Raw genomic sequence first — 23712 nt, forward strand, 5'->3', positions numbered from 1 at the left:
TTCTTCTGCGATCCCGCCTAAATGTAAATCCCATTTCCTCCCTCCTCTAGAACCTTAAAGGGTTTTCCTATATAATTTTAAGGAAAAGCTGTTTTCGTATACTTTGTTGCTATTCACCAAGTAATGCGGTGTGGTTGATTTCCCCATGAACGCCTGGGGTCTCACCTGTCACGCTGCTCTCGCAGGAGTCTCGCAATCTGCTCCAAAAACAACAATCCTTACGAAAAGAGTGTAAGGAAAAGCTGAAAAGTGTGGTGACCCCCTTGTTCAAATTGTTATTAATAGAAGATGATACGACATTATTCAATGAAATGAAAGATAGATTGACGCAATGGTCTTATGATATTCATGGAATCAGTGACTTCAGTAAAGTCTTTCTCGAATTCTCGGACATCAATCCTGATTTGGTCATCATTGATATCCAGCTGCCGAAGTTCGATGGATTCCATTGGTGCAGGCTGATCCGGGCGCACTCCAATGTTCCCATCATCTTTTTATCGTCCCGCGATCATCCTACAGATATGGTGATGTCGATGCAGCTTGGGGCGGATGACTTCATCCAGAAACCCTTTCATTTCGATGTACTTATTGCCAAGATACAGGCCACCCTTCGCCGTGTTTATAATTACAATACCGAAAAAATCGAGTTGAAAACCTGGTGCGGCGCAACAGTCGATTATGAAAAGAATACCGTCTCCGCTGAGTCTGGATCGATTGAATTGACGAAAAATGAAATTTTCATTTTGAAAAAGCTCATTGAACAAAAAAACAAGATCGTCAGCCGCGAAGAATTAATCAACAGCTTATGGGATGACAAGCGCTTCATAAGCGATAACACCCTTACCGTCAATGTGAACCGTTTACGTAAAAGGTTGGATGAATTAGGGTTGGGGGCTTATATCGAAACGAAGGTCGGACAAGGCTATATCGCCGTTGAAGAGGTAAATGCATGATCAGGAAATACTTGGCAGAAAGATTCGGCTGGATCACCTTCTTCACATTCCTTCATCTATTCATCATCTTAGTCGCCTATCTTGATTCAGCCATTCCCGTGAAGCCCATCATGTACATAGTCTTTTTATCTCTAATCATGTTTTGTATCTTTTTGATTTTCCGTTATAAAAAAGAAACCCATTATTATAAACTGCTGGAAGCCCGGGAAGACAACCTGGACTTAACCAATCTAGCAGAAGCCGACAGCCCTTTCGAAAGAATCATCGAATGCAGTATCATGAACCAGACTGAATTATTGAAGCAAAGCGCCGAAAAGAGCCAAATGACATTGGAGCAGGAGAAGGATGAATTATTATCTTGGATACATGAAGTGAAGACCCCCTTAACGGCGATGCATTTAATGATCGACCGCTTGGAGGATGGCATGCTGAAATCTCATTTGACTTATGAGTGGTTAAGGATCCACCTGCTTCTCGATCAGCAGCTCCATCAGAGGCGCATGCCTTTCATCGAAAATGACTTGTATATGGAGAATATGAACTTGGAAACCATCATTTTCGATGAGATCAAAACATTGCAATCATGGTGCATCCAAAAAGGCATCGGCTTTGACATGCAATTGGATGGGACCGAAGTGCTTAGTGATGCCAAATGGCTCGCTTTCATCATCAGGCAATTATTGACGAACTCGATTAAATACAGTGAAAACACCGACATTTTGATAAAAAGCTATATCCACGATGAACAAACGATCCTCCAAGTGAAGGATTGCGGCCGAGGCATCGATTCGAAGGACTTATCACGCATTTTTGATAAAGGTTTTACGTCGACGACAAATCATCGCGACAGTGCGGCAACAGGGATGGGGTTATATTTAACCAAGAAGGCGGCAAAATCCCTATTCATCTCGATTGATGTAATATCAAAGCCTGGAGTGGGAACGACCATGACCTTACGCTTCCCAAAGCGGAATGACTTCGTGAATATAACAAGCATGTGACAAAAGTGTCACATGCTTTTATTCTTTGTTCGGCCAATCGCAGGAAAAAGCATACATGGCCTTCTATAATAAAGATATAGAAAAAAGGAGTGTATCGATATGAATATATTAGAAGCGAAAAAAATCCATAAAAGCTATGGGAATAAGCTTAATAAACAGGAGGTACTAAAGGGTCTCGATATAAGCATCGCGGAAGGTGAATTCGTCAGTATCATGGGGGCATCCGGTTCAGGAAAAACGACGTTGCTGAATGTCCTTTCCTCCATTGATAAAATCAGCAGCGGCACCATTACAATCGATGGACAAGAAATTTCGGGGATGAAAGAAAAAATGCTCGCCGAATTCAGGAAGAACCATCTCGGCTTCATCTTCCAAGAATATAATTTATTGGACACACTGACCGTCAAAGAAAATATCCTCTTGCCTTTATCGATTACAAAAACACCTAATCGCGAAGCGTTTCAAAAGTTCGATGCCGTGGCAAAGGAGCTTGGCATTTATGAAGTGAAGGATAAATATCCAAATGAAATATCCGGAGGGCAAAAACAACGTACTTCTGCGGCGCGGGCTTTCATCCATGAGCCGAGCATCATTTTTGCCGATGAGCCGACCGGGGCGCTTGATTCCAAATCCGCTTCCGATTTATTGAACAAACTGAGTGATATGAACAAAAAACACAAAGCGACGATCATCATGGTCACCCACGATCCCGTGGCAGCAAGTTATTGCAGCAGAGTCATTTTCATTAAAGATGGACAAATCTATACCCAATTGAATAAAGGGGAAGAAACGAGGCAAACCTTCTTCAAGGACATCATGAAAACACAAGGTGTATTGGGCGGTGTGCAAAATGAGCATTAATCAACTCATCTTTCGGAACCTGAAGAAGAACCTGAAAAACTATTACCTTTATGTATTTGCTTTGGTCTTCAGCGCCTCGCTTTATTTCGCATTTGTCACCTTGCAATATGACCCAGCGATGGATAAAGCGGAAGGTTCCATAAAAGGCGCCGCTGCCATCAAGACTGCATCGATCCTGCTTGTTGCGATCGTTTCCATATTCCTCTTTTATGCCAATAGCATTTTCATAAAACGGCGCAGTAAGGAAATTGGCTTATTCCAATTGATAGGCATGACAAAAAACAGGATCTTCCGTATCCTGAGCGCGGAAAACTTCATCTTATATTTCTGTTCCGTGTTCATGGGGATCTTCATAGGGTTTGCCGGTTCCAAATTGATCATGATGATCTTATTTAAGATTACCGGTGTCCATGCGATCGCAACTCTGCAATTTTCGATCTTGCCGCTTATACAAACGTTGATCGTTTTTAGCGTCATCTATCTTTTCATCATGTTGATGAATTATATCTTCATTAAAAGGCAGACCATTTTATCCCTATTCAGGGTGACTTCCTTGACTGAAGGAAAAGTGAAAAAGGTATCAATGTTTGAAATGATCATCGGCGTATTCGGGATCCTCCTGATCATTAGCGGCTATGTCGTTTCCTCCAAATTATTCGATGGAGCGTTCATGGAAATGACCGAGCTTTTTATGGCGATGATCTTCATTTTGGCATCCGTCATCATCGGGACCTATCTATTTTATAAAGGATCCGTAAGCTTCATTTTTAATATCGTTCGTAAAAATAAAAAGGGCTACTTGAATATCAATGAAGTTTTGTCCCTTTCATCGATCATGTTCCGGATGAAATCGAATGCAATTTTGCTGACGATCATCACGACCGTTTCCGCCCTGGCGATTGGATTATTATCGTTAAGCTATATCGCCTACTACTCAGCTGAAAAAATGGCGGCGACTTCCATCCCTAACGATTTTTCCTTGACCGATAAGAAAGATGCCGAGGCATTCAAACAAGCTTTGTCCGCAAGTAACATTGCTTATGCCGAAGAAAAAATTGAAGTCCTCCAAATCAAAGTCAATGCAAGGAATATATTGGAGAAAAACCTGGGAGCGGTGAATTTCGATCCGAACAACATGGTTCTTTCCGTCATCAGTGAGAAATCCGTTAAAGGGATCAATCTAGCCGAGGAAGAGACGCTGTTTAGCGGGTACAGCAGCATGCTTGAGAAAGTCATGCCCTTGAAGGATTCCGGAAAGGTTGAATGGAAGGGCAAACATGAGGTGATACCGCAAACCTACATGGGCCTGAACGATGAAAGCATCCTTCCCTACTATTTCACCAATGGCGGAATGCCCGTCGGGATTGTCGATGATGCAATATTCAATCGGTTGAAAAAGGATATCGATCCGGAAATCCAGAAAATCTCATCCATTAATATCGGGATCGATATCCAGGATGAAGCAAAAATTCCCGCCGCGAATGAAACGTTCAAAAAAATGAACTTTAACGAAAAACATATCCAAGAATCGCAGCTTGAAACGTTCGATCATCAGAAGAAGAATATGGGCCTCATGATGTTCATCGTCGGCTTTTTGGGACTGACCTTCCTAATAACATCCGGCTGTATTCTCTATTTCAAGCAAATGGATGAAAGCGAAAATGAAAAATCGAATTATACGATTTTACGAAAACTCGGTTTCACCCAAGGTGATCTACTAAAAGGTATCCAAACAAAGCAAATATTCAATTTTGGCATTCCTTTAGTCGTCGGGCTGCTTCATAGTTATTTCGCAGTCCAGTCAGGCTGGTTCTTATTCGGAACCGAGGTTTGGACACCGATGATCATCGTCATGGTATTATACACTGCCTTGTATTCGATCTTCGGGATCCTGTCCGTCCTGCATTACAAAAAGGTCATTAAAGATTCGCTTTAACAATCATATTAAGGGACAGTTACTCGCGAGTTTAGCCACTTTACTCGCGAGTTTCGTGCGTTTATCCGTGAATTTAGCCTTTGCATCGAATGCGAGACGGGTTGTCATAAAAATTGCGCGTTTCACATGACATTGGAGCCGTTTCTTGTCAATTTCCTGCTTAACTCTCAAATTCGGTCCGGATTCTTCGTATAATCACAGCTTTCTTTCACCATATCGGAGCGTTACTCGCCAATTTAACGACGTTACTCGCCAGTTTCGTGCTTTTTCTCGCGAGTTTAGGCTACGGAAGGTGCGACACTCCTGCGGGAAATGCGGTCTAGGGAGCTCCTGCAGTGAAATGAAACGGTCGATGTATAGTTCTCCAAAACGTGAATCAGAAATCTACCTTCGCTTTAATGCAGAGTTTAGCTAAAAAAAGTACCCTACCAGATAGACTTTTTAAGGTGTCCATCCGATAGAGTAAATATATGTACCACCGAGTTTTTCCTTCTATTCCTTTTACAGGACCGCAGCCGGTTTCATCATTTGCTTGATCAGTTCCTTGTTGCGCTTTTTAAAGATTTCATTATGGGAGGAGACCATTCCCACCCCAAGTGCATCGGGCTGAATATATTGCTTTGCCTTGTTTACGGCATTTGCCGCATCTTGGAAGGTTCCTGCAATTAGATGCAATTTGCCGTCATGGTGCAGGATATCACCCGCAGCATAAATTCCATCCATCGAGGATTCACTGGAAGCATTGCCTTCAATATAATAATTATCGACCATTGCAATATCCACTTTACTATTTTGCAGCAGCGATGTATCGCGCTCATATCCATGATTGATGATGACCTCGTCGACCGGCAGGTAAGAAACCTCACCCGTCGTATGGTTGGTCAATTCGACATGTTCGATCGATTCATGATTGGCACACGCGATCAGCTTAGTGATCGTTGTATTCAAGAAGCAAACGGCTGAGCTTTCCATCAACTGCCTTGCCTGTGATTCATGACCAGCTAAGCTATCTTTCCTGTATGTCAGATAAACTTTTTTGGCGACTGGCTCCAATTCATTAGCCCAATCGATTGCCGAATTGCCGCCACCTGAGATGATCACCGTTTTATCCTTGAATCTGTTGAATGATTTAACGGTATAGTTCAGATTGGAAACCTCAAACCTTTCCGCCCCTTCTATCTCCAGTTTTTGAGGATTCAAGATTCCGCCGCCAACCGCAACAATGATCGTCTTGGAATAATGCTTTTGACCGGATGCTGTAAGTAAAACGAATATCCCTTCCTCATTACGTGTGATCGATTCCACTTTCTCATTCAACACGACGGTTGGATTGAACGTTAAGCCTTGCTCCACCAGCTGCTCGATTAACTTCTCTCCTGTAGTCGGTGTCAGTCCGCCTACATCCCAAATCATTTTCTCCGGATATACATGAATCTTCCCGCCTAGCTGCGGCTGGTATTCAATGATTTTCGTCTTCATTTCCCTTAAGCCGCTATAAAAAGTGGAGTACAGGCCTGCGGGCCCCCCTCCAATAACTGTAACATCAAATAAATCTTGCTGTTCCATTTCCGTTCACTCCTCGGTAATCAAATGTTATTGATTATCATTCTCATTTAATCGTACACCCTTTTCGTCACTTTTTCAATATGAATTTATGAAATAAGTGAGCAAACTTACCATTCTTTATAAACGTATGAATGATAAATGGAGTAATAGAATGAATTTTAGGTTAAAAACGGACTGAGGGTATGGAACGTCAATGAATATTATTGTTAAATTATTTTTAGCCTCGTTCTTAACCTTGTTACCTATGAGCTCATGGTTGGCTGTTGATAATTACTTCGCAGGAATTCCCACTTGTTGTATGAGTTGATAGGCTTTCAAAGCCATTTCAACGTTTAATCTGTTCTCTGGCGCATCAAAATCAAAATCAAGAATCTTTTTTATTTTTTCCAGCCGATGATAGAGGGTTTGTCTTACAACATGTAATTTTTGGGCAGTAAGCTTCTTTGAGCGATCAAGCTCAAAGTATTTTGCTAAAGTCAGAAGCAATTCCGTTCCATATTCCTTATCATAGGATATTAAAGGAGAGAGATAATCCTCAATAAAATGGGCTGTATCTTGATCATGCTGAATTACATGTATCAACCGAAAGATGCCAAGATCTTCGTAAAAGGCACTTGTTGAAAACGCACGATAATTTAAAGCTAACTGCGCTTCTCGATACCCGGTATGAGCATCCAAAAGTAACTGGTATTGTCGCCCAATGCCTATACGGATTTGGCTAGATTCACCTTCTTTAACATAGAGCAAGGCATTGATCACTTTCAAGAAGCGTGCCTTAGAAGAATCGGCAGTTCCAAGATCAATAGCTAATACAATAATATGATTTCTTATTGAGGTGATATAGGGTGTAAAAGAATATTTTGCGAACCCAGAACGAATTTTTAAAGAATATTGATAAATAGCAGATTCATTTTCTTCATCCGATAAACTTAATGAAGACGGATGAAGTGCATCTTCAATATCAACGATTGCAACTCGATAATATATAGAAGCGCGCTTAGATTTTAACGAAATAAATCCCCTTGCTTTTTCCTCATTATTGATGCGTCTATATAGTAAATCATTTAGCCATGTAGATTCTAAGCGTAATCGTTTTTCATCCAAATAATGTTTGCGCAGTAAGTCTTGCGAGATTGCTAGAGAAGCACGATCAAGTATTAGGAAATCAAATTCATCCGATTCACGATCTAAAACCATAACAAGGTACGCCCAGATTTGATCCATCGCACCGATCGGTTGGAGAAGAATAGTTTGGTTTAAGGCCTTCCATTCAATGGGCGACTCATTTGTAATCCGGTCATGCCAGTGTTCTTTATCATCATAAATGGTTTGCAGTAGCTGCTCCATAAATTCATTTTTCAATCCTGGAATCGAAAAAGGCGTTCCCTCAATGGGAAGATAGATAATCGGTGCTTCTGTCTTTTGTTGCAACAACTTTAAGATACTTGATAACCCATGAGTAGTGAGTGACAATGAATGGAACTCTCTTGATATCGAATCTAATGTAACCAACTTCTCATGATGAACATTAATGATAAACGAATGTAAATCCTGTGCTATTTCAACGAAATTTATGAATTCCTTGAAAATGATAATCGGAAAGTTATACTCATTTGCCATCTCAATCATTTCATTAGGGACCTTTTCGAAGTAGTGTCCAAGTTCTATACATAAACATGAAGCGTTGCGTTCGATAAGATTTAATAAAAATGATGTATTGGATGAGTCTCTCCATTCAAACCCAAATCCGGTGGAGAGTATCAGTTCCCCTCCTTGAAAGATGGTATCATCGAAAAACGGAATTTCAAGGACATGTGTCCATTTGACTTGACGGTGCAATCCGCTAGCCCCCGCTACTACCTCCGTTTTTGAAAAGAGCGAGCGCTTAAGAACATCTTGTACTGTAAGCATGTGTACCACCTCATTTAATAATTTTTAGCTGTATCATTTTATTATAACTATACTAGAATATCTAAGCCCATAAAATAATGGATCCCTATCTCTGTTTCTCCCCCTCATAATGTTCTTTTACGTGCTTTGTTGAAAAAACACCTTAATCAAACCTGAGAATCTTTCTTAATAGGATCTTACACCATTTTTCATCAGTTATATGTGTGCATGAACGGTGTGGTATTGAAACTTAAAACGACCAAAACATTGGATTATGGAAAAATCATCACTTTTTTAAAGATTCACGATGACCAAAAGTGCTTGGGTTAAAAAAAAACTAATATACATTTAACCTCGTGTCTAATGAAAGGGTTATCATTTCCCTGTAAGATTTTAGAATGTTCAATTAATTAAATGCAACTAAAAAGGAGAATGAACAATGATAGTAGGGGTTCCTAAAGAATTAAAAATCGCAGAGACTAGAGTGGGATTAAATCCATCATGGGTACAAAAATTAACAGCTTTCGGTCATGAAGTACTCATACAAAGCATGGCAGGTGAAGCTAGTGGTTTTTGTGACGAGAAATATATTTTGGCTGGCGCAAAAATAGTGAACACGATTGACGAAATTTATGAGAAGGCAGAATTTGTTGTTAAGGTGAAGGAACTTCAACCCTATGAATACGACCTTCTTAAAGAAAATCAAATGATAATGGCATGGTTTCATTTGGCAGAAGATGTGAATCATGAGATGACACAGGCCTTACTAGATAAAAAAGCTATTTCCATATCAATGGAATTAATCGTTTTACCTGATGGGACAAGACCTACGATTAAGCCAATGAGTGAAATTGCAGGAACATTAGCCATGCTTGAAGCAGTCAAATATGCTCAATATGGTTATGGTGGAAAGGGAATCCTTCTCCGGAAACTGGCAGGTTTACCGTCGAGCAAAGTATTCATACTTGGTGGTGGCAATGCTGGGCTCAATGCTGCGCAAGTTGCGATGGGCCTTGGATTGAATGTAACAATCATGGAAGCATCAATGAAACGCATCGATTATTTGAACAATCAGTTGCCACAGGTGGATATTTTGTGTTGGGATAAGGATATGATGTTCGAAGAACTTATTGAAAGTGATGTCTTAATTAATACAATTTATCCGATGCCAGGGGTGACCGAATCCATCATAACACGAGAGATGGTCAGTAAGATGAAACCCCATTCCATTATTATTGATATTGCAGGAACGGGTATCATTGAAACCTCACGTTATACGACTTTAGAGAATCCGGTTTACTACGAACAAGATGTCCTACATTACTGTGTCCCGAATATGCCGGCACTATGTCCACAAACCTCGACAAACATGATGTTAATGACAACCGGCCCATATATTATCGACATTGCGAATAATGGTTTGAAAGAGGTTGTAGAAAATGATGTCATAGTAAGAAATTGTATCAGCACCTTGAACGGTGAAATTGTTCATCACGAAGTTGGGATCAATCATGACATGCCTTATACAGATATAAAAAATGAGTTACTATTGTCGCGTCTATAGAATACTCATACCCTGACGTTTCATTTCTATTGATCAGAAATATTGAAAAAGTTGTTACTGAAGAAATTCCTAGAGTCAGTAAAGATGCTAGCGAGAAAACTTTCACAGGAATTTTCTTCGTTAGTCTGCAGACGGAATTCCTTACGAGGAATGGGGAAATAAGACAACGAATTGACGGGTAATTCAAAGCACGCTCCCTAGCATCTTTCTGACTTTTTTATGATTTCTAGAAACCCACCGGATAAAAAAACCATGGAAGTAGTAATATTGTTCCTATTTCTTACAAAAGGTTAAATCAGGTAAAGGAGGAGAGTATTTCACATGTCAAATATAAGGAAAACGGATAGAACACTGACACTCATTCCAGTTGTATTGTTTGGTTTTTCATTTATGGGTTTAACCACAGCTTTTACTACGTATGGAATAGCAGCCAATATTTCCCACGGCACAGTTCCAGGGGCAATGATAGTTGCCCTAGTGGTAATGATGTTTACTGCTTACAGTTATGGGAAAATGGCAATTGCGTTTCCATCTTCCGGTTCTGCGTATGTTTATACGCAAAAATCGCTCAATCCCTCTGTTGGATTTCTTGTCGGATGGGTGATCTTAATGGATTATCTATTCATGCCAATGGTGAATTATTTAGTATTTGGTATTTTTTTCTCAGCTGCCTTTCCTATAATTCCAAGTTATATCTGGATTGCAGGTATGCTGATTCTCGTCACTTTTATCAATATTAAAGGATTGAAGATTGCCACGAATGTAAACGCATTCATAACGATTTTTGCTTTTCTTTTTATCCTTATCTTTATCAGTTTTTCTATTAAGGAAATTTTCATGGGAGAAAGCACTGCAACTCTTTTATCTCTTGAACCATTCTATAATTCGAAAGAACCCTTTTCTTATACAATAGCTGGAGCAGCATTATTATGCTTTTGTTTCCTTGGGTTTGAATCAGTTACAGCGTTTTCAGAAGAGACAGTGAACCCTAAGAAAACAATTCCCCGAGCTGTTATTTTAATTACGCTTGGTGGTGGTTTAATCTTTACAAGTGTTTCATATTTCTCGTATCTTGTTTGGCCAGAGTATAGCACATTTAATAATCCAGATTCGGCTGCCTACGAAATTATTAAACTTGTTGGTGGAAAGGTAATGTACTCAATATATCTTGCTCTTTACGCACTAGCTGTACTGGGTAGTGCCATGTCTTCCCAGGCAAGTGCCTCACGAGTTCTCTATACGATGGGACGGGACGGACAGTTTCCTGAAAAGTTCTTTGGCACCCTGCATCCGAGATATAGAACACCCGTAAATAATATACTAATCATTAGTTTAGTCTCTTTGCTTGCTCTATTTTTAAGTTTAGATCTTGTAGCATCATTTATTAATTTCGGGGCGTTTCTTGCGTACACTTGTGTTAATGTATCAGTAATTGCTCATTATTATATTAGAAATAGAGAGCGTTCGGTAAAAGGAACTCTCTTATATTTATTTGTTCCCATTATTGGAGCTGCTCTTGATATTTTACTACTCTTGAATCTTGATGCTCACTCAAAAGTACTTGGAGTAAGCTGGTTAATAATCGGCTTGATTTATTTACTTGTATTGACAAATGGACTAAAAAAACAGCCGCCAGTACTGAAAATCGAAGAAAATCATGGTGTAGATTTAAAATAAAATCACTAAGTTTATACGAAAGCTGAAAACCATCTTAGATACAATAATTGTCACTTGGAATGATGGAAAACTCTAGATCGCTGAAGTCCCCTACACCCCTCTTTACACAGCCTACAAATAAAAAAGATGCAGCATATACTCTATGCTTTCTCAATCAAAAATAGAGTATATGCTACAGTTTTTTACTATAATTAATGTTTAGTTCGTACGAGGTCTCTTCCCATCAGCTATGAGATCATTGATCCGATCTATGAGCTCAGGCAATTCCTTCATCGTTTTAATCGTAAAATCAGCCCCATTTTGCATAAAGGAATGGGCAGTTTCGGAGATTACATTTTCTTTATCCCATTCTGATAGACTAGTATACTCCTCCAAACTCAATCCCATCTCAGAGCTACCGACAATGACTCCGACCGACCAGACCCCAGCATTGACTCCCTCCTTCATATCCGAAGCGGTATCCCCTATCTTCACTGTTTTCCATGATGCGGATATCCTCAATTCTTCGATGTTGCGATAAATCATGTATGGATAAGGTCTTCCAACCGAATCGGTTGCATCAGGGGTTACATGGAAATCAGGGCCGTAGCCTTTTTTCAACGCATGGGAGACGACGACTTCCATCATGGCATCCGTATACCCCGTTGTCGAACCAATCTTCAGCCCGCGCTTTCTCAATACTTCCACCGTCTCGATGACACCTGGAATCGGATCTGTATAATCTGCCAAGGAAACCATTAATGCCGGTTCGAACTCAGCGTACAATTTTTCGACATCCGCCTCATTGAATCCTCGTCCATATGCCTCTTCCCATAAAGCGGATATCCTCGGCATCGCCAGCATTGCCCGGATATGATCGATTTTCAGCATCCCCATCGGTGCTCTCGCTTCCGCCATCGTCACATCGATGCCGGCATTCTTAAAAATATCCACAAAAACGTTCACTGGCGCAAAACAGCCAAAATCCACCGCTGTTCCAGCCCAATCCAAAATGATTCCCTCTACCTTATTCATCCTGTCACCACTTTCATATAATTTTCTACGATCCTGCCAAGCTTCTCGATATCTTCTCCATGGATTTCCCCGATATTGCCCATGCGGAATGTATTTATGTCCGTCAGCTTTCCGGGATAGATTACGTAACCGTTCATTTTGATAAACTTGTAAAAGTCCTCGAAATCAAAGGTTTCAGTGGGAAAAAGGAATGTCGTGATGATAGGCGATTGTTTATCGGGTGCGATATATGCATGAATCCCCCATTGACTCATCAGCTTCCTCAACCTATCATTATTGGCCTTATAACGAGCGAACCTGGCAGAAATGCCGCCCTCTTCAGCTAATTCCTCCAGCGCTTTGGCAAACGCGGCCACTACATGAGTCGGAGAGGTGAAACGCCATTTCCCATCCTTGTCCATCTCCTTCCATTGATCATATAAATCCAGTGACAAACTGCGGGCATTGCCCTCACAAGCCAATAATTCATCCAGCTTAGCAATGACAAAACCAAAACCAGGAATCCCTTGAATGCATTTATTTGCACTGCTGATCAAATAATCGATTCCGAGTTCAGCTACATTCATGTCAATTCCGCCAAAGCTGCTCATCGCATCGATGATCAAGATTTTCCCCTGTTCCTTTGATACCTTCGAGACCATCTCGATCGGATTTAAGATTCCGGTCGTCGTTTCACAATGGACCATGGCAATATGGGTGATGTCCCGATCTTCAACCAATATGCGGCGAATCTCAGCTTCCTTTGGAAATTCGTTGTACTCAACACCATATTCCCTATAATTCAAGCCGATGCACGCTGCCATTTTCACCATCCGCTTTCCATATGCACCATTCGTAATGATCAGCACCTTATCGGATTCTGAAAGTGCAGTCGTCAGCACAGATTCTACAACAAATGAGCCGCTTCCCTGCATAAGTACTGACGTATATTCTCCGTTCGCAGCATATGCCAAGTCGAGAAGCTGGTTTCTGATTTTTTGGGTGATTTCCTTATAATCAGTTTCCCACGTGCAGCGGTCAACGAGCATTTCTTGCTTCACCGTACTTGTCGTTGTCAGCGGTCCAGGCGTTAATAATTTATAGGTATTCATTTTCCTTCACTCCTCACTGTAATGATCATTGTGCTGATTTAAAGAACTGTTGATGTTGTTTTAATAATTCGACCGTAAGAGGCTGTTTGAATTTCATCGGGTGGGCCGGTTTATTTTTTTCCGTTACCTTTTCACCTTCGTATAGGGCGACAGGATAATGCTTCAACAGGTCTTCTCTAGCGTCTTTGCTGATCGTCTCTGCCATTTTCATCGCCAAACGTGTTTTAGCTTCATCGCCTTTATTCACGACAGCGACGGATTCCGTGTAGGAGAAATCCCCCTCGATTGGATCGACATATTTGATCGGCAAGCCCGACTCTTTAGCCATAACGGCTTGATAGCGTAAACCAAAACCGACAGCCACTTCCCCGGATTGCACTTTATTGATCGGACCTGACCCTGAGCTCTCCAAATGCGGACCGCTATTCGCTATTAAATCATGGAGGACCTTTTTCCCTTCTGCATCACCGTATTGACTGATAATCGCTTGAACTAATAGCCACCCTGTTGAGGAATCCAGAATATTAGGAATGGAAACGAGCCCTTTATATTCCGGCTTTGTTAGGTCCTTAATCGAGCTCGGCATCGGCAGGTCCTTTTGTTTGAGCACTTCCGTATTCACAAAAACGGAGCCGGTATTGGCCAAGATCGGCGTGTAATAGGCTGGATTGGGTTCCAACGCTTTTGTTTCAAATGTAAGGTCCTTGAACATGGGGTGCTGTTTTTGGGCACTTTCGATGAAATAGGAACTCATTGTAACTAGATCGGCCTCGATTTCAGCGCCTTCTGCCAGCAACTTTCCCCCTAATTCGGATGTGCCCAACGATTGAAGGACATATTTCCCTTCGTAACCGGCATTTTTCAAGGATGTCTCCATTGCTGTTGTCGCTTCTTCATCGCCATTCGTATAGATGACCACCCTTTCCTCATCCGCTTTGCCGCTGTTACGGCCTGCCCATACAAATACCAAACTTAAAGCAACTAAAGAAAGTAAGGCTATCTTCCACTTTTTAACCATAATATCCCCCTCATTTATGTTTCGATTGTCTTTTTTGATAATGATCACAAAGCAGCTTCACGATTAGATTTGTAAAAAAGATAAGCAAAGACAAGATGAATATTTCATTGAACTTGGCAAAATGCTGAAGCTCTTTAATTTTGCTGGCCACTAATGTCGTTTGGGCCGTGACCAAAAAGATGATTCCGCTGATCGTCACCATACTATTGATGAAATAGTAGCTGAACATCTCGATCACTGTCGATGCCGAGTTTGGCAGGATGACACGATGGATTGTCTTGATCCAGCTATCCCCCAATAGTTCGCCGGTCGTTTCCCATGAGGGGTTCATTTTCGCCAATGAGTTCTTCGCCATTAAGTAAGGTGTCGTAAAAAAATGAACTATATTACAAACAATGATGATGGCGAAGGTCCCCTTCCAGCTGCTGCCGCTGAAGAGCAGCAAATACGATAAGCCGAGCACCATCCCCGGAACGGTATTCGTCAGCATCGAAATGACATCGATGGAAGCTTTCCCCCTAAGCGGGGTCCGTACATTCAAAACCGCTGAGCTAAAGGCAATGAATGTTCCCAGAATGGCCGTCATCAAGGAAACGAATAAGGAGTTTTTATAAACAGCCGTTAAATCGCTTGATTCGATGGTCGCGATAAAGTGCTTGAATGTGAATGAAAGATCGTAAGGGACACTAGTTAAAAATGGTGCAATGAACATGACCGCAAATACGGAAACCAGCCCTAGCAAGACGAGCAGCGAGATACCCCCAAAACATAAATCCCTCGCTTTATGCTGCGAAATCTCGATATCGCTGAACTTGTCATAATGAACATTACGCTTCTCGAGATAGTTTAATAGAAAAACACTGAATACTGCCGGGATGAGCATGAGAATGGCAATCACGGCACCATTATTGAAATCAGGAATGGATCCCAGCATAACTTGATACAACTGCGTCGCAACAACGGAGTAGGTACCGCCGACTGAAGCCGGTATCCCGAAATCGGTGAAGCTCAAGATGAAAGAAAGTACAAAGGCTCCACCGAGAGTTCCCGACAATGGCCGTATGATCGTATTCATGAAACTTCTTATCGTTCCATCCCCCATCAGTTTTGAAACGACAATGAATCTTTTATCCATATATTTAAAGGAATTGTTTATGAGAAGAAAGGCCGATGGCAATGTATAAATCACATAACCTATCAATAATCCCTTAAAGCCGTATATATCGAATACATTGCTTCCCACAATTTTCGTCATGATTCCTTGATTGCCGAAAGAGTAGATGATCGCAAACCCGAATGTGATGGTCGGAAGCAGCATCGGAATAAGGATCCCCGTTTTGATGACACTTTTTAATGGTCCATATATTCGGGTGCAGTGGATTGAATAGGCGAGACAAAAGGCGATAATGGTCGTTATGACGGCCGTGATCCCCGAAATTTTCAAGCTGTTTCCAAAGGCCTTCATCAGCTCTTCATTTGAAAGGACCGTTACATAATTCGAGAGATTGATGCCATCAGCCGTTTCGAAAGAACGGACGAACAAGATGCCCAAAGGCAAGATAAGAAAAGCGGCAAATAGCAGTAAGATAGGTATATAAATGGCTTGCATTGCCGGTTTTACATCAGGCATACTTTTCACCGAATAAGTTATAAATGTTTTCTTTCTTGATCTCCAGTTGTTTAAGGATGAATTCCCTGACAAAATCATTGGCCGGCTGATTGATGATTTCTTTAGGTGATCCAAATTGAGAAATATTCCCTTGATTGATGATCAAAATTTTATCGGACATCGTCAACGCCTCTTCCGGGTCATGCGTTACGATGATCGTCGTGAGCTTGAATTGTCTTGCAATCGATTTAATGCGCTGCTTTATCGATTCCTTGATGACTCCATCCAATGCACTTAATGGTTCATCAAGCAATAAAATTTTCGGTTTCATTACGAGCGTCCTTGCGAGTGCTACCCGCTGTTTCTGCCCACCTGATAATTCAGCCATTTTCTTTTTTAAATGAGGTTTAAGCTCCAAGAAATCAATATATTCCTGTACTTCTTCCTCGGTTACCAATCCCTTTTTATTCCTTAGTCCATAAACAATATTTTCGTATGCATTCAAATGAGGGAAGAGCGCATAATCTTGGAAGACTATATTAAAACCCCGATCCTTCATCCGCACGTTGCTCAAATCGGTATCGTTAAAAATGATTTTTCCTCGCTCGACACTCGTTAGCCCCAAGATGATATTCAACATCGTAGTTTTTCCACTCCCGCTTGGGCCTAACAGTGAAACGATCTCTCCTGTTTCTATTTCAAGATTTATATTTTCCAAAACGAATTTATCTTCGAATTGCTTGCTAATATTTTGTAATTTCAGCAAACCGTTCACCTCCTTAAGTACACCCTTAGTATAAAAGCCGTTTGTAAATCGAATTTGCGATTTTTGTAAATACTCTGTAAATATTGAACATCTTTATACTAAATTCATACTAACTTTTGACCATATTATGATACAGTCACTAGCTGTTTATTGAATATGTTTCGCATACATCGTACACTTATGAGGAATATCCGAAAATGAGAATTGAAGAATGGCGGGTGAAAACATGCTTCCACTTGAAAGGCAAAAGAAAATCATTGAGTTATTGACGGTAAGAAAAGTCATGAAGCTTACCGAGCTTACTGAAGAACTGCAAGTTTCCATTGAAACGCTAAGGAGAGATATGAACCTTCTCACTAGACAAGGAAAAATAGAAAAGATTTATGGAGGCGTAAAGCTGGCTCAATCTAAATTTGGGGAATCGATGATAGAGGAAAGGATGTTCAGCCAATTACGAGAAAAGGAAGAAATCGCCCAAAAATGCAGTGAATATATTCATGATGGTGACTGCATTTATATCGATAGCGGTTCGACAACCTATCAACTCGCAAAATATATAAAACAGAAAAAGAAACTGACGGTGATAACCAATTCCATACCGGTCGTGAACGAGCTCCTTCATAGCGAAATCGAGATATTGATCATAGGGGGAAAGGTTCGGCAAAATGAACAATCCATCGTCGCATTTGACTATCTATTCAACTTTAGCGAATTGAATATAGCGAAGGCCTTCATTTGTGCGAGTGGCATCACGATTGAAAAAGGAATTTCCGACTATAATTTAGAGGAGGCGAACACGCGGAAGAAAATCATCGAATTATCACAACAGGTCTATGTTGCCGCCGACAGCACGAAGTTCGGCAAAGACGTGACCATCGGGATTGCACCATTGGATAAAATCGATTACATCATTACGGACGATCATTTACATCAAGATTTCATCTCTTCGTTTCAAGGTACCGGCACACATTTGATACTTTCTTAAATGAGGGGCTGTTTTCACATACTTTGTTGCTTTGGTCGATTTCCCCTCCAAATGCTCGCCAATGAAGAGGGCCCGCAGCCCAATCAACCTTAAAACGTTTCGTTTTAACAACAACAATCTTTACGAAAAGAGCCTAAAAGAACGAAAAAACGGAGCTATACAGTAGTATAGCTCCCGTTTTTTCGTTCAATACTCGGCTTTCCCCGACACGTCTAGCCTGTTAATGGGCAGGAGAGTTCCAAACTTCTTCCATCCATGGAGTTTACTATACTCGCTTAAATCATGAGAGGGAAAGGGGGCGAGACAAGAAACCCAAACTTGCATCACCGTTTTTCCACAGTTTGCGTCCCGGGTATCCTTAATGTTGGGCGAGTATTTTGCTTAACATTCCTTTCATGCTGAAGGAGCCATTCCTTTCTCCATAAGCCACCTGCATAACCGGTTAATTTCCCGTTTGAACCTATGATCCGATGACAAGGAATCACGATGCTCAACTTATTCCTGCCATTAGCACTCCCTACTGCCCTAATGGCTTTTTCGTTACCGATTGTAACGGCGATGTCTTTATAGGTACCCGTATTGGCGTACACGATTCCCGTTAGTGCATTCCATACGTTTTTCTGGAAGATCGTCCCTTCAAGTAAAAAGGGAAACGTAAATTCCATGCGTTCACCTTTGAAATACTCATCAAGCTGATCATAGCACTCCACCAAAACCTTGGGCGTTCGGTCTTGCCTACCATTCACCTTTATATCCCTTTCAGCAAACATTATCGAACAGATCGCCTCATTGGTTCCTGATATCTCGATCATTCCTATTGGCGATTCATAATCTAATTTATGTAATTCACTCATATAAAAACCTCCCAGATTAAAGGTAGCAGACGGCCTGCCCCCCCTCATTTTTTTCAATTCCCATTTTCCTGCATGTTTCGATATTCACCGGGGGAACAGTTCTTCAAACGGCGAAATACCTTATAAAAGTTCGAAGGGCTTTGAAACCCCACTTCAAGGGAAATCTCAAGATTCGTTAGACTTGTGCTTGCTAGAAGAAATGCCGCTTTATCGACTCTTATTTTTTCCAGATAGGAACGGGGAGTTTGCAATGTTTCTTTTTTAAATAGCCGCTCCAGATAATAGGAACTTACACCAACATGGCTGGCAATATCTTTTAACTCCACCTTTTGGTTATACTGATTCACCAAGAAAGCGATGACATCCCTGACAAGGCGCATCTGCGGGGAATCCTCGACTTCCGGTTGGCACCTTTTGCAAGCACGGAAACCAGCCCTTTCAACTTCATCGATGTCATGATAGAATTTCACATTTATTTTTTTGGGCTTCCTTGACCTGCATGAAGGGCGGCAGTATATGTTGGTTGTCTTTACTGCCGTATAGAATAAGCCGTCATATGTAGGGTCGCAGGCAATGATTTTCTCCCACATTTCTTCAAAAGAAAGCTTTATAGCAAGATCCATTATACTCCGCATCCTTTCAGGTTTTAGTTCCATATCAATGTGAGGTATCATTTAACTCCACTATCCGTGCTGCACCTCTTTCCAACAATGCAATGACTTTATCTGATAGGGCGTTCCCAAAACCGAGGCGTTTCACCCCTAAATCTCGAAGCTCTTTACCAATTGTTAATTCAGGCAGCGAAAATACATGAGGGGGGGCACGGTGTCGGACATTTTCACAGTATCCGCAATAAGTTTAATGATACATAAATGTCTGTCAAAATCAATCCATTCGCCATCCGGATGACCAAGGGAGTTGGCAATTTCCCACCTTGTCGTTCCAATCGCTTGAATCCTGATTACTGTAGGATCATTTATTTGTCCTCATTTTAACAAACAAACCATCTCCAAATCGTCCTCATTCTTGCTCTTATGGTCCATTCAAACAAGGTTTAACGGTTCCGAACGAAAAAAAATGCCCGTTCACACCAGGACATTTTCATGATTTCCCATTCAGTTAACGAACAAAAATAACTTTCTATGATATTCCACAAATGCCTGTTGGTCCTTTTCCGTACAGTCCAGCCACTTCACTTTCTTGCACCTTTCCTCCAGCCGCTCATTCAACTCGGCTTCTATTTCATTCATGAAGCGAATGATCTCCCCATACGGCATATTGAAATGACGGGCTGCAAGCCTAGGCGGGGAATGCTTCACCAGCAATCGCATGAATTGATCGACCGTGTCTGCCTTTGAAGCAAGAAAATCCTCTTCATTCACGATGAATTCATACACTTGTTTTTTCACGCCAGAGAGCCTGGTCACTTCATGACGCAATAAAAACTCCATTAATCTTTCATTCATATCGTTATACCTCGGATTTATTTATAGTTACATTCCTTTTAGCTCATCTACGAAAACGCTATACTGCTCAACACCTCATTATGACATCGCAGCAGCAAGCCATCAAGTATATTTGCAAGGCCTAAACCGTAATAATTACGATTGGTATTCGTTTTTAGTAAAATAACATGTATCGGCGTGCTAGTCAATATCTTCGGGACCATGCATATTTCACACAATTTATTGGCAAAATGCTAATAAGCAAAAGAAGTCACCTCCATGTTTGTTAATTTTTATATATGTAAACGGAATAAATTTGTTAAAATTTGATATAATAAATGTAATATTTAGTCAATTATCATTTTGTTCTAGAATTTGCATTTGCAAAGGAGTAGAATGAAGCTAATGACATCTTGTTTTTTCTCTAAATGTTTCCGAGGAGTTATAGGGTGGGTATAGCAAGTACATAGCGACAGCTGAAACGCTGTCCGACATATCGGTTGTTTTCATTTGTTTTACACTAACAATGAAAAGAATAAGGAGTGATTTTTTGAAACCTTCAACAAATCGCATGTTAACCCGTATTAAATCCGTTTATATGTTCATTAGCAATAACGGTACGGTTTCTACTCAAGAGCTTGTAGAAGAATTTGGCATCACTCCTCGAACTGTGCAGCGCGATTTAAATGTCTTAGCATACAATGACCTTGTTCAAAGCCCAAGCCGAGGCCTTTGGACGACAACAAGTAAAAAGGTGAAGATGTCATCGTAAAGAGAACGACCACCCGAACGAAATCGATATGTAAAATACTTTGAGGCGGACAATATATGTCCGCCTCATTTTTTCTTGCTTATTTTTCAATCAGGCTGACCGGCTTTCAGTTGTTCAAGCTCTTCAGCGGTCAACTCACGGTATTCACCAAGCTCAAGCTCCTCATCGAGCTGCAGGCTTCCCATGGAGAGCCGCTTTAGGTAAACGACACGTTTACCCACAGCCTCGAACATCCGCTTGACCTGATGGAACTTCCCTTCCATGATCGTCAGCTCGATATCCGAGGTCAAACCTGATTTAAGGATATTCAATTCACCCGGTTTTGTTTCGTACCCGTCATCCAAGGTGACGCCGTTGCGGAATGCCTCAATATCCCGTTCCGTTACTTCGCCTTCAATGACCGCAAAATACGTTTTCGGGACGTGTTTCTTCGGGGAAAGCAGTTGATGAGCCAGCTTACCGTCATTCGTGATCAGCAATAACCCTTCTGTATCTTTATCCAAACGGCCCACAGGAAAGGGCTCGAATACCGAGTCCTCAGGCTCCAAGATGTCGATGACCGTCTCTTGGTGATTGTCTTCGGTCGCCGACAAGACGCCAGGCGGTTTATTCATCATTAAATAGATGAATTCCCTGTATTCTACCCGGTCACCATGGACCGTCACGATTTCCGCATAAGGATCCACTTGTTCCTTCGGGTCCTTCAGCACCCGTTCATTGACCTTCACGGCACCTGATTTCAGGAGCTTCTTCACTTCTTTCCTGCTGCCATAACCAATATTGGATAATATCTTATCAATTCTCATCGTTTCCTCCTAGAGCCTTTTCAGTAAAAAGCCTTGCCCATTTTCATGACAGGCAAGGCCAATATATGATATTTTGGGGATTCACTTACCAATACCCTTTTTTTTACACATCAAACGTTCATAAACCTAACTTAGTCTTCAATCGATCGATTCGGCTTCCGAACAAGCGATGCGCCAGTTTGCTTTTCAAGGAAAGCGCCGCATAAATGAGCGCTCCGAAAATGGCACAAACGGCCACGATCAATATCGCCTGGAACCGCCCTTCGGTTGTTAGCCACAGCGATAATAAACTGTTCATGCCCCATACTGCCAGTCCCATTATCATGGAAAATACAGTAATCAATACCGATCTTCTAATAGTAAGGCTGTAACGATATCCAGTAAAGTAGGTGATGACATACAAGTTCAGAACGACAGCAGCCAAGTAGCCGAATGCCGTGGCATAAACGGATCCTTCCGTTTCAAGCAACTTGATCATCGGGATATTCAAGCTCAATTTGATCAAAAAGCCTACAAGCAGGCTGAGCACCGTATATTTTTGCTGATTAATTCCTTGCAGAATCGCCGCCGAAACGGAAAAAAGCGCAAACAAGATGGAAACGGGCGCATAAGCCTTCAGGACACTGATTCCAAGTGGATCATGGCTGTAGAAGGCACTATAAATTGGATCGGCCAGCACTGACATGCCCACGACCGCCGGAATCGTAATGAACAATAAAATTTGGAAGGCTTGGTTCAACTGGCGGTTCAACTCTTCCGAATCCTCGCTGACATATGCCTTCGTCACCGAAGGAAGCAGCGCCATGGAAAACCCGGTTGCAAGCGTCATCGGAATCAAGACAAGCTTCTGAGCATACACATTCAAAACCCCAAGGGCATCTTCTGCGACATGCTGCAACCCGATCGACGACATCGCCTTATTGAAAGACAACAAATCCGCAAACTGAAACATTGGCATCGCGATACCGACAAATATGAAAGGAATCGACGATAGAAATATTTCTTTATAGATTTCCTTCAGGGAAATCTCCATCGTCCCCCGGTCTTTCTCCATCAGGCTGTCCAAATAAGGTTTTTGTTTTTTCCAGTACCAAAATAACACCACTAATCCGCCGATTGCCCCGACCGTCGCCGCGAATGTGGCTACTTGGATGGCCCTTACCAACTCCCCATCGAGGACATTCAAAACAACATACACACCGGCCAAAAGGAACACGATGCGGACAATTTGTTCAATTACCTGAGATATGGCCGTTGGCTCCATCGCTTCATGACCTTGGAAGAAACCGCGGATGATGCTCATGAACGGTACAAAGATCAAGGCGAAGCTGACTGCCCGTATGATTTCCGTGACATCCCTGACATCTTCCTTCTTTACACCAAATACTTCAGTAAACAGCGGGGCCATCGTATAGAGAACCAAAAAAGCGAGAAAACCGGTGACAGCCATCAATTTCAGGCTCGATTTGAATAGCTTCTCACCGACGGCGTATTCCTCGAGTGCATTATACTTCGAAATGAATTTAGAAACGGCAAGCGGCATGCCCGCCGTTGCAAAGCTGATGAAAATGGTATATGGAACGTATCCATATTGATAGAGGGTAGCCCCTTTATTCCCGACCATATGTTCAAATGGGATCACGTAAAATAAACCAAGAACCTTGGAAATGATCGCTCCCAGCGTTAATATAAAAGCCCCTTTTAAAAACTTAGATGACATCTAATCCCTTCCTGCCTCTGTCAGTTACGTTTTACACGCTCTTTATCTTATCATATTAAAGTATTTTTTCTATAGAAAACTACACTCAAGTTTATCGTTTTCGAAGATAATACACAAACAAATAATTCCTTTTTTTCTACATTCGCAATTCTTAGGGCTCTTGCTATATAATGAAGGGACTGAA

General features: G+C 41.4%; 20 protein-coding genes. 8 read left to right on the top strand and 12 right to left on the bottom strand.

The window, feature by feature from the left end:
• Positions 1-263: 263 nt before the first annotated feature.
• The 4 genes from CVN76_RS14975 to CVN76_RS14990 all read left to right on the top strand — a co-directional run bounded on the left by CVN76_RS14975 (position 264) and on the right by CVN76_RS14990 (position 4751).
• A complete protein-coding gene (locus CVN76_RS14975; RefSeq protein ID WP_100532003.1) occupies positions 264-953 on the top strand; it encodes a response regulator transcription factor in 690 nt (229 codons plus the stop codon).
• A complete protein-coding gene (locus CVN76_RS14980; RefSeq protein WP_100531939.1) occupies positions 950-1954 on the top strand; it encodes a sensor histidine kinase in 1005 nt (334 codons plus the stop codon). The genes CVN76_RS14975 and CVN76_RS14980 overlap by 4 nt, the downstream gene beginning before the upstream one ends.
• A gap of 99 nt (positions 1955-2053) precedes the next feature.
• Positions 2054-2815: an ABC transporter ATP-binding protein gene (locus tag CVN76_RS14985; protein WP_100531940.1), complete on the top strand. Its 762-nt coding sequence runs from the start codon at positions 2054-2056 to the stop codon at positions 2813-2815.
• Positions 2805-4751: an ABC transporter permease gene (locus CVN76_RS14990; protein ID WP_100531941.1), complete on the top strand. Its 1947-nt coding sequence runs from the start codon at positions 2805-2807 to the stop codon at positions 4749-4751. The genes CVN76_RS14985 and CVN76_RS14990 overlap by 11 nt, the downstream gene beginning before the upstream one ends.
• A gap of 501 nt (positions 4752-5252) precedes the next feature.
• On the opposite strand, the gene CVN76_RS14995 is transcribed toward CVN76_RS14990, so the two are convergent.
• Both CVN76_RS14995 and CVN76_RS15000 read right to left on the bottom strand, forming a co-directional pair.
• Positions 5253-6317, bottom strand: a complete 1065-nt coding sequence (locus CVN76_RS14995; RefSeq protein WP_100531942.1) for an NAD(P)/FAD-dependent oxidoreductase — start codon at positions 6315-6317, stop codon at positions 5253-5255.
• Positions 6318-6587: 270 nt separating this feature from the next.
• The gene (locus tag CVN76_RS15000) at positions 6588-8228 is read right to left on the bottom strand and encodes a PucR family transcriptional regulator (RefSeq protein WP_100531943.1); all 1641 of its coding nucleotides are present in this window, start codon (positions 8226-8228) and stop codon (positions 6588-6590) included.
• Positions 8229-8646: 418 nt separating this feature from the next.
• Between CVN76_RS15000 and CVN76_RS15005 the strand changes: the two genes are divergently transcribed.
• Together CVN76_RS15005 and CVN76_RS15010 are read left to right on the top strand one after the other, a co-directional pair.
• On the top strand, positions 8647-9771 hold the full coding sequence (locus tag CVN76_RS15005) for an alanine dehydrogenase (protein ID WP_100531944.1): 1125 nt from the start codon (positions 8647-8649) through the stop codon (positions 9769-9771).
• A 321-nt stretch (positions 9772-10092) separates the two neighbouring features.
• Positions 10093-11448, top strand: a complete 1356-nt coding sequence (locus CVN76_RS15010; protein WP_100531945.1) for an APC family permease — start codon at positions 10093-10095, stop codon at positions 11446-11448.
• A 198-nt stretch (positions 11449-11646) separates the two neighbouring features.
• Here CVN76_RS15010 and phnX read toward each other — a convergent pair whose 3' ends face one another.
• Genes phnX through CVN76_RS15035 form a run of 5 tightly spaced genes read right to left on the bottom strand, consistent with a single transcriptional unit; the run spans position 11647 to position 16946 of the window.
• Entirely contained in the window at positions 11647-12462 is an 816-nt protein-coding gene (gene phnX, locus CVN76_RS15015; protein WP_100531946.1) for a phosphonoacetaldehyde hydrolase, read from the bottom strand.
• A complete protein-coding gene (gene phnW / locus CVN76_RS15020; protein ID WP_100531947.1) occupies positions 12459-13553 on the bottom strand; it encodes a 2-aminoethylphosphonate--pyruvate transaminase in 1095 nt (364 codons plus the stop codon). Before phnW ends, phnX begins: the two co-directional genes overlap by 4 nt.
• 25 nt (positions 13554-13578) lie before the next feature.
• Entirely contained in the window at positions 13579-14571 is a 993-nt protein-coding gene (locus CVN76_RS15025) for an extracellular solute-binding protein (protein WP_100531948.1), read from the bottom strand.
• 10 nt (positions 14572-14581) lie between these two features.
• The gene (locus tag CVN76_RS15030; protein WP_100531949.1) at positions 14582-16201 is read right to left on the bottom strand and encodes an ABC transporter permease subunit; all 1620 of its coding nucleotides are present in this window, start codon (positions 16199-16201) and stop codon (positions 14582-14584) included.
• Entirely contained in the window at positions 16194-16946 is a 753-nt protein-coding gene (locus tag CVN76_RS15035; RefSeq protein ID WP_100531950.1) for an ABC transporter ATP-binding protein, read from the bottom strand. Before CVN76_RS15035 ends, CVN76_RS15030 begins: the two co-directional genes overlap by 8 nt.
• A 226-nt stretch (positions 16947-17172) precedes the next feature.
• Between CVN76_RS15035 and CVN76_RS15040 the strand changes: the two genes are divergently transcribed.
• A complete protein-coding gene (locus CVN76_RS15040) occupies positions 17173-17931 on the top strand; it encodes a DeoR/GlpR family DNA-binding transcription regulator (protein ID WP_100532004.1) in 759 nt (252 codons plus the stop codon).
• Between the two features lie 323 nt (positions 17932-18254).
• On the opposite strand, the gene CVN76_RS15045 is transcribed toward CVN76_RS15040, so the two are convergent.
• From CVN76_RS15045 to CVN76_RS15055, 3 genes are all read right to left on the bottom strand, one after another.
• Positions 18255-18785 (bottom strand): methylated-DNA--[protein]-cysteine S-methyltransferase, encoded by a 531-nt coding sequence (locus CVN76_RS15045; protein ID WP_100531951.1) that lies wholly within the window; start codon positions 18783-18785, stop codon positions 18255-18257.
• 53 nt (positions 18786-18838) lie between these two features.
• Entirely contained in the window at positions 18839-19408 is a 570-nt protein-coding gene (locus CVN76_RS15050; protein ID WP_100531952.1) for a bifunctional transcriptional activator/DNA repair enzyme AdaA, read from the bottom strand.
• 492 nt (positions 19409-19900) lie between these two features.
• Positions 19901-20251: a hypothetical protein gene (locus CVN76_RS15055; protein ID WP_061143362.1), complete on the bottom strand. Its 351-nt coding sequence runs from the start codon at positions 20249-20251 to the stop codon at positions 19901-19903.
• A gap of 529 nt (positions 20252-20780) precedes the next feature.
• Here CVN76_RS15055 and CVN76_RS15060 point away from each other — a divergent pair.
• Positions 20781-21002, top strand: coding sequence for a DeoR family transcriptional regulator (locus tag CVN76_RS15060; RefSeq protein WP_034309346.1), 222 nt, complete (start codon positions 20781-20783; stop codon positions 21000-21002).
• Between the two features lie 86 nt (positions 21003-21088).
• Here CVN76_RS15060 and CVN76_RS15065 read toward each other — a convergent pair whose 3' ends face one another.
• Complete coding sequence (locus CVN76_RS15065) at positions 21089-21808, bottom strand: pseudouridine synthase (protein ID WP_061143363.1); 720 nt, start codon at positions 21806-21808, stop codon at positions 21089-21091.
• 118 nt (positions 21809-21926) lie between these two features.
• Entirely contained in the window at positions 21927-23528 is a 1602-nt protein-coding gene (locus CVN76_RS15070; RefSeq protein WP_061143364.1) for a putative polysaccharide biosynthesis protein, read from the bottom strand.
• Positions 23529-23712 lie beyond the last annotated feature (184 nt).

It is taken from the genome of Bacillus sp. mrc49 (genome assembly GCF_002803435.1).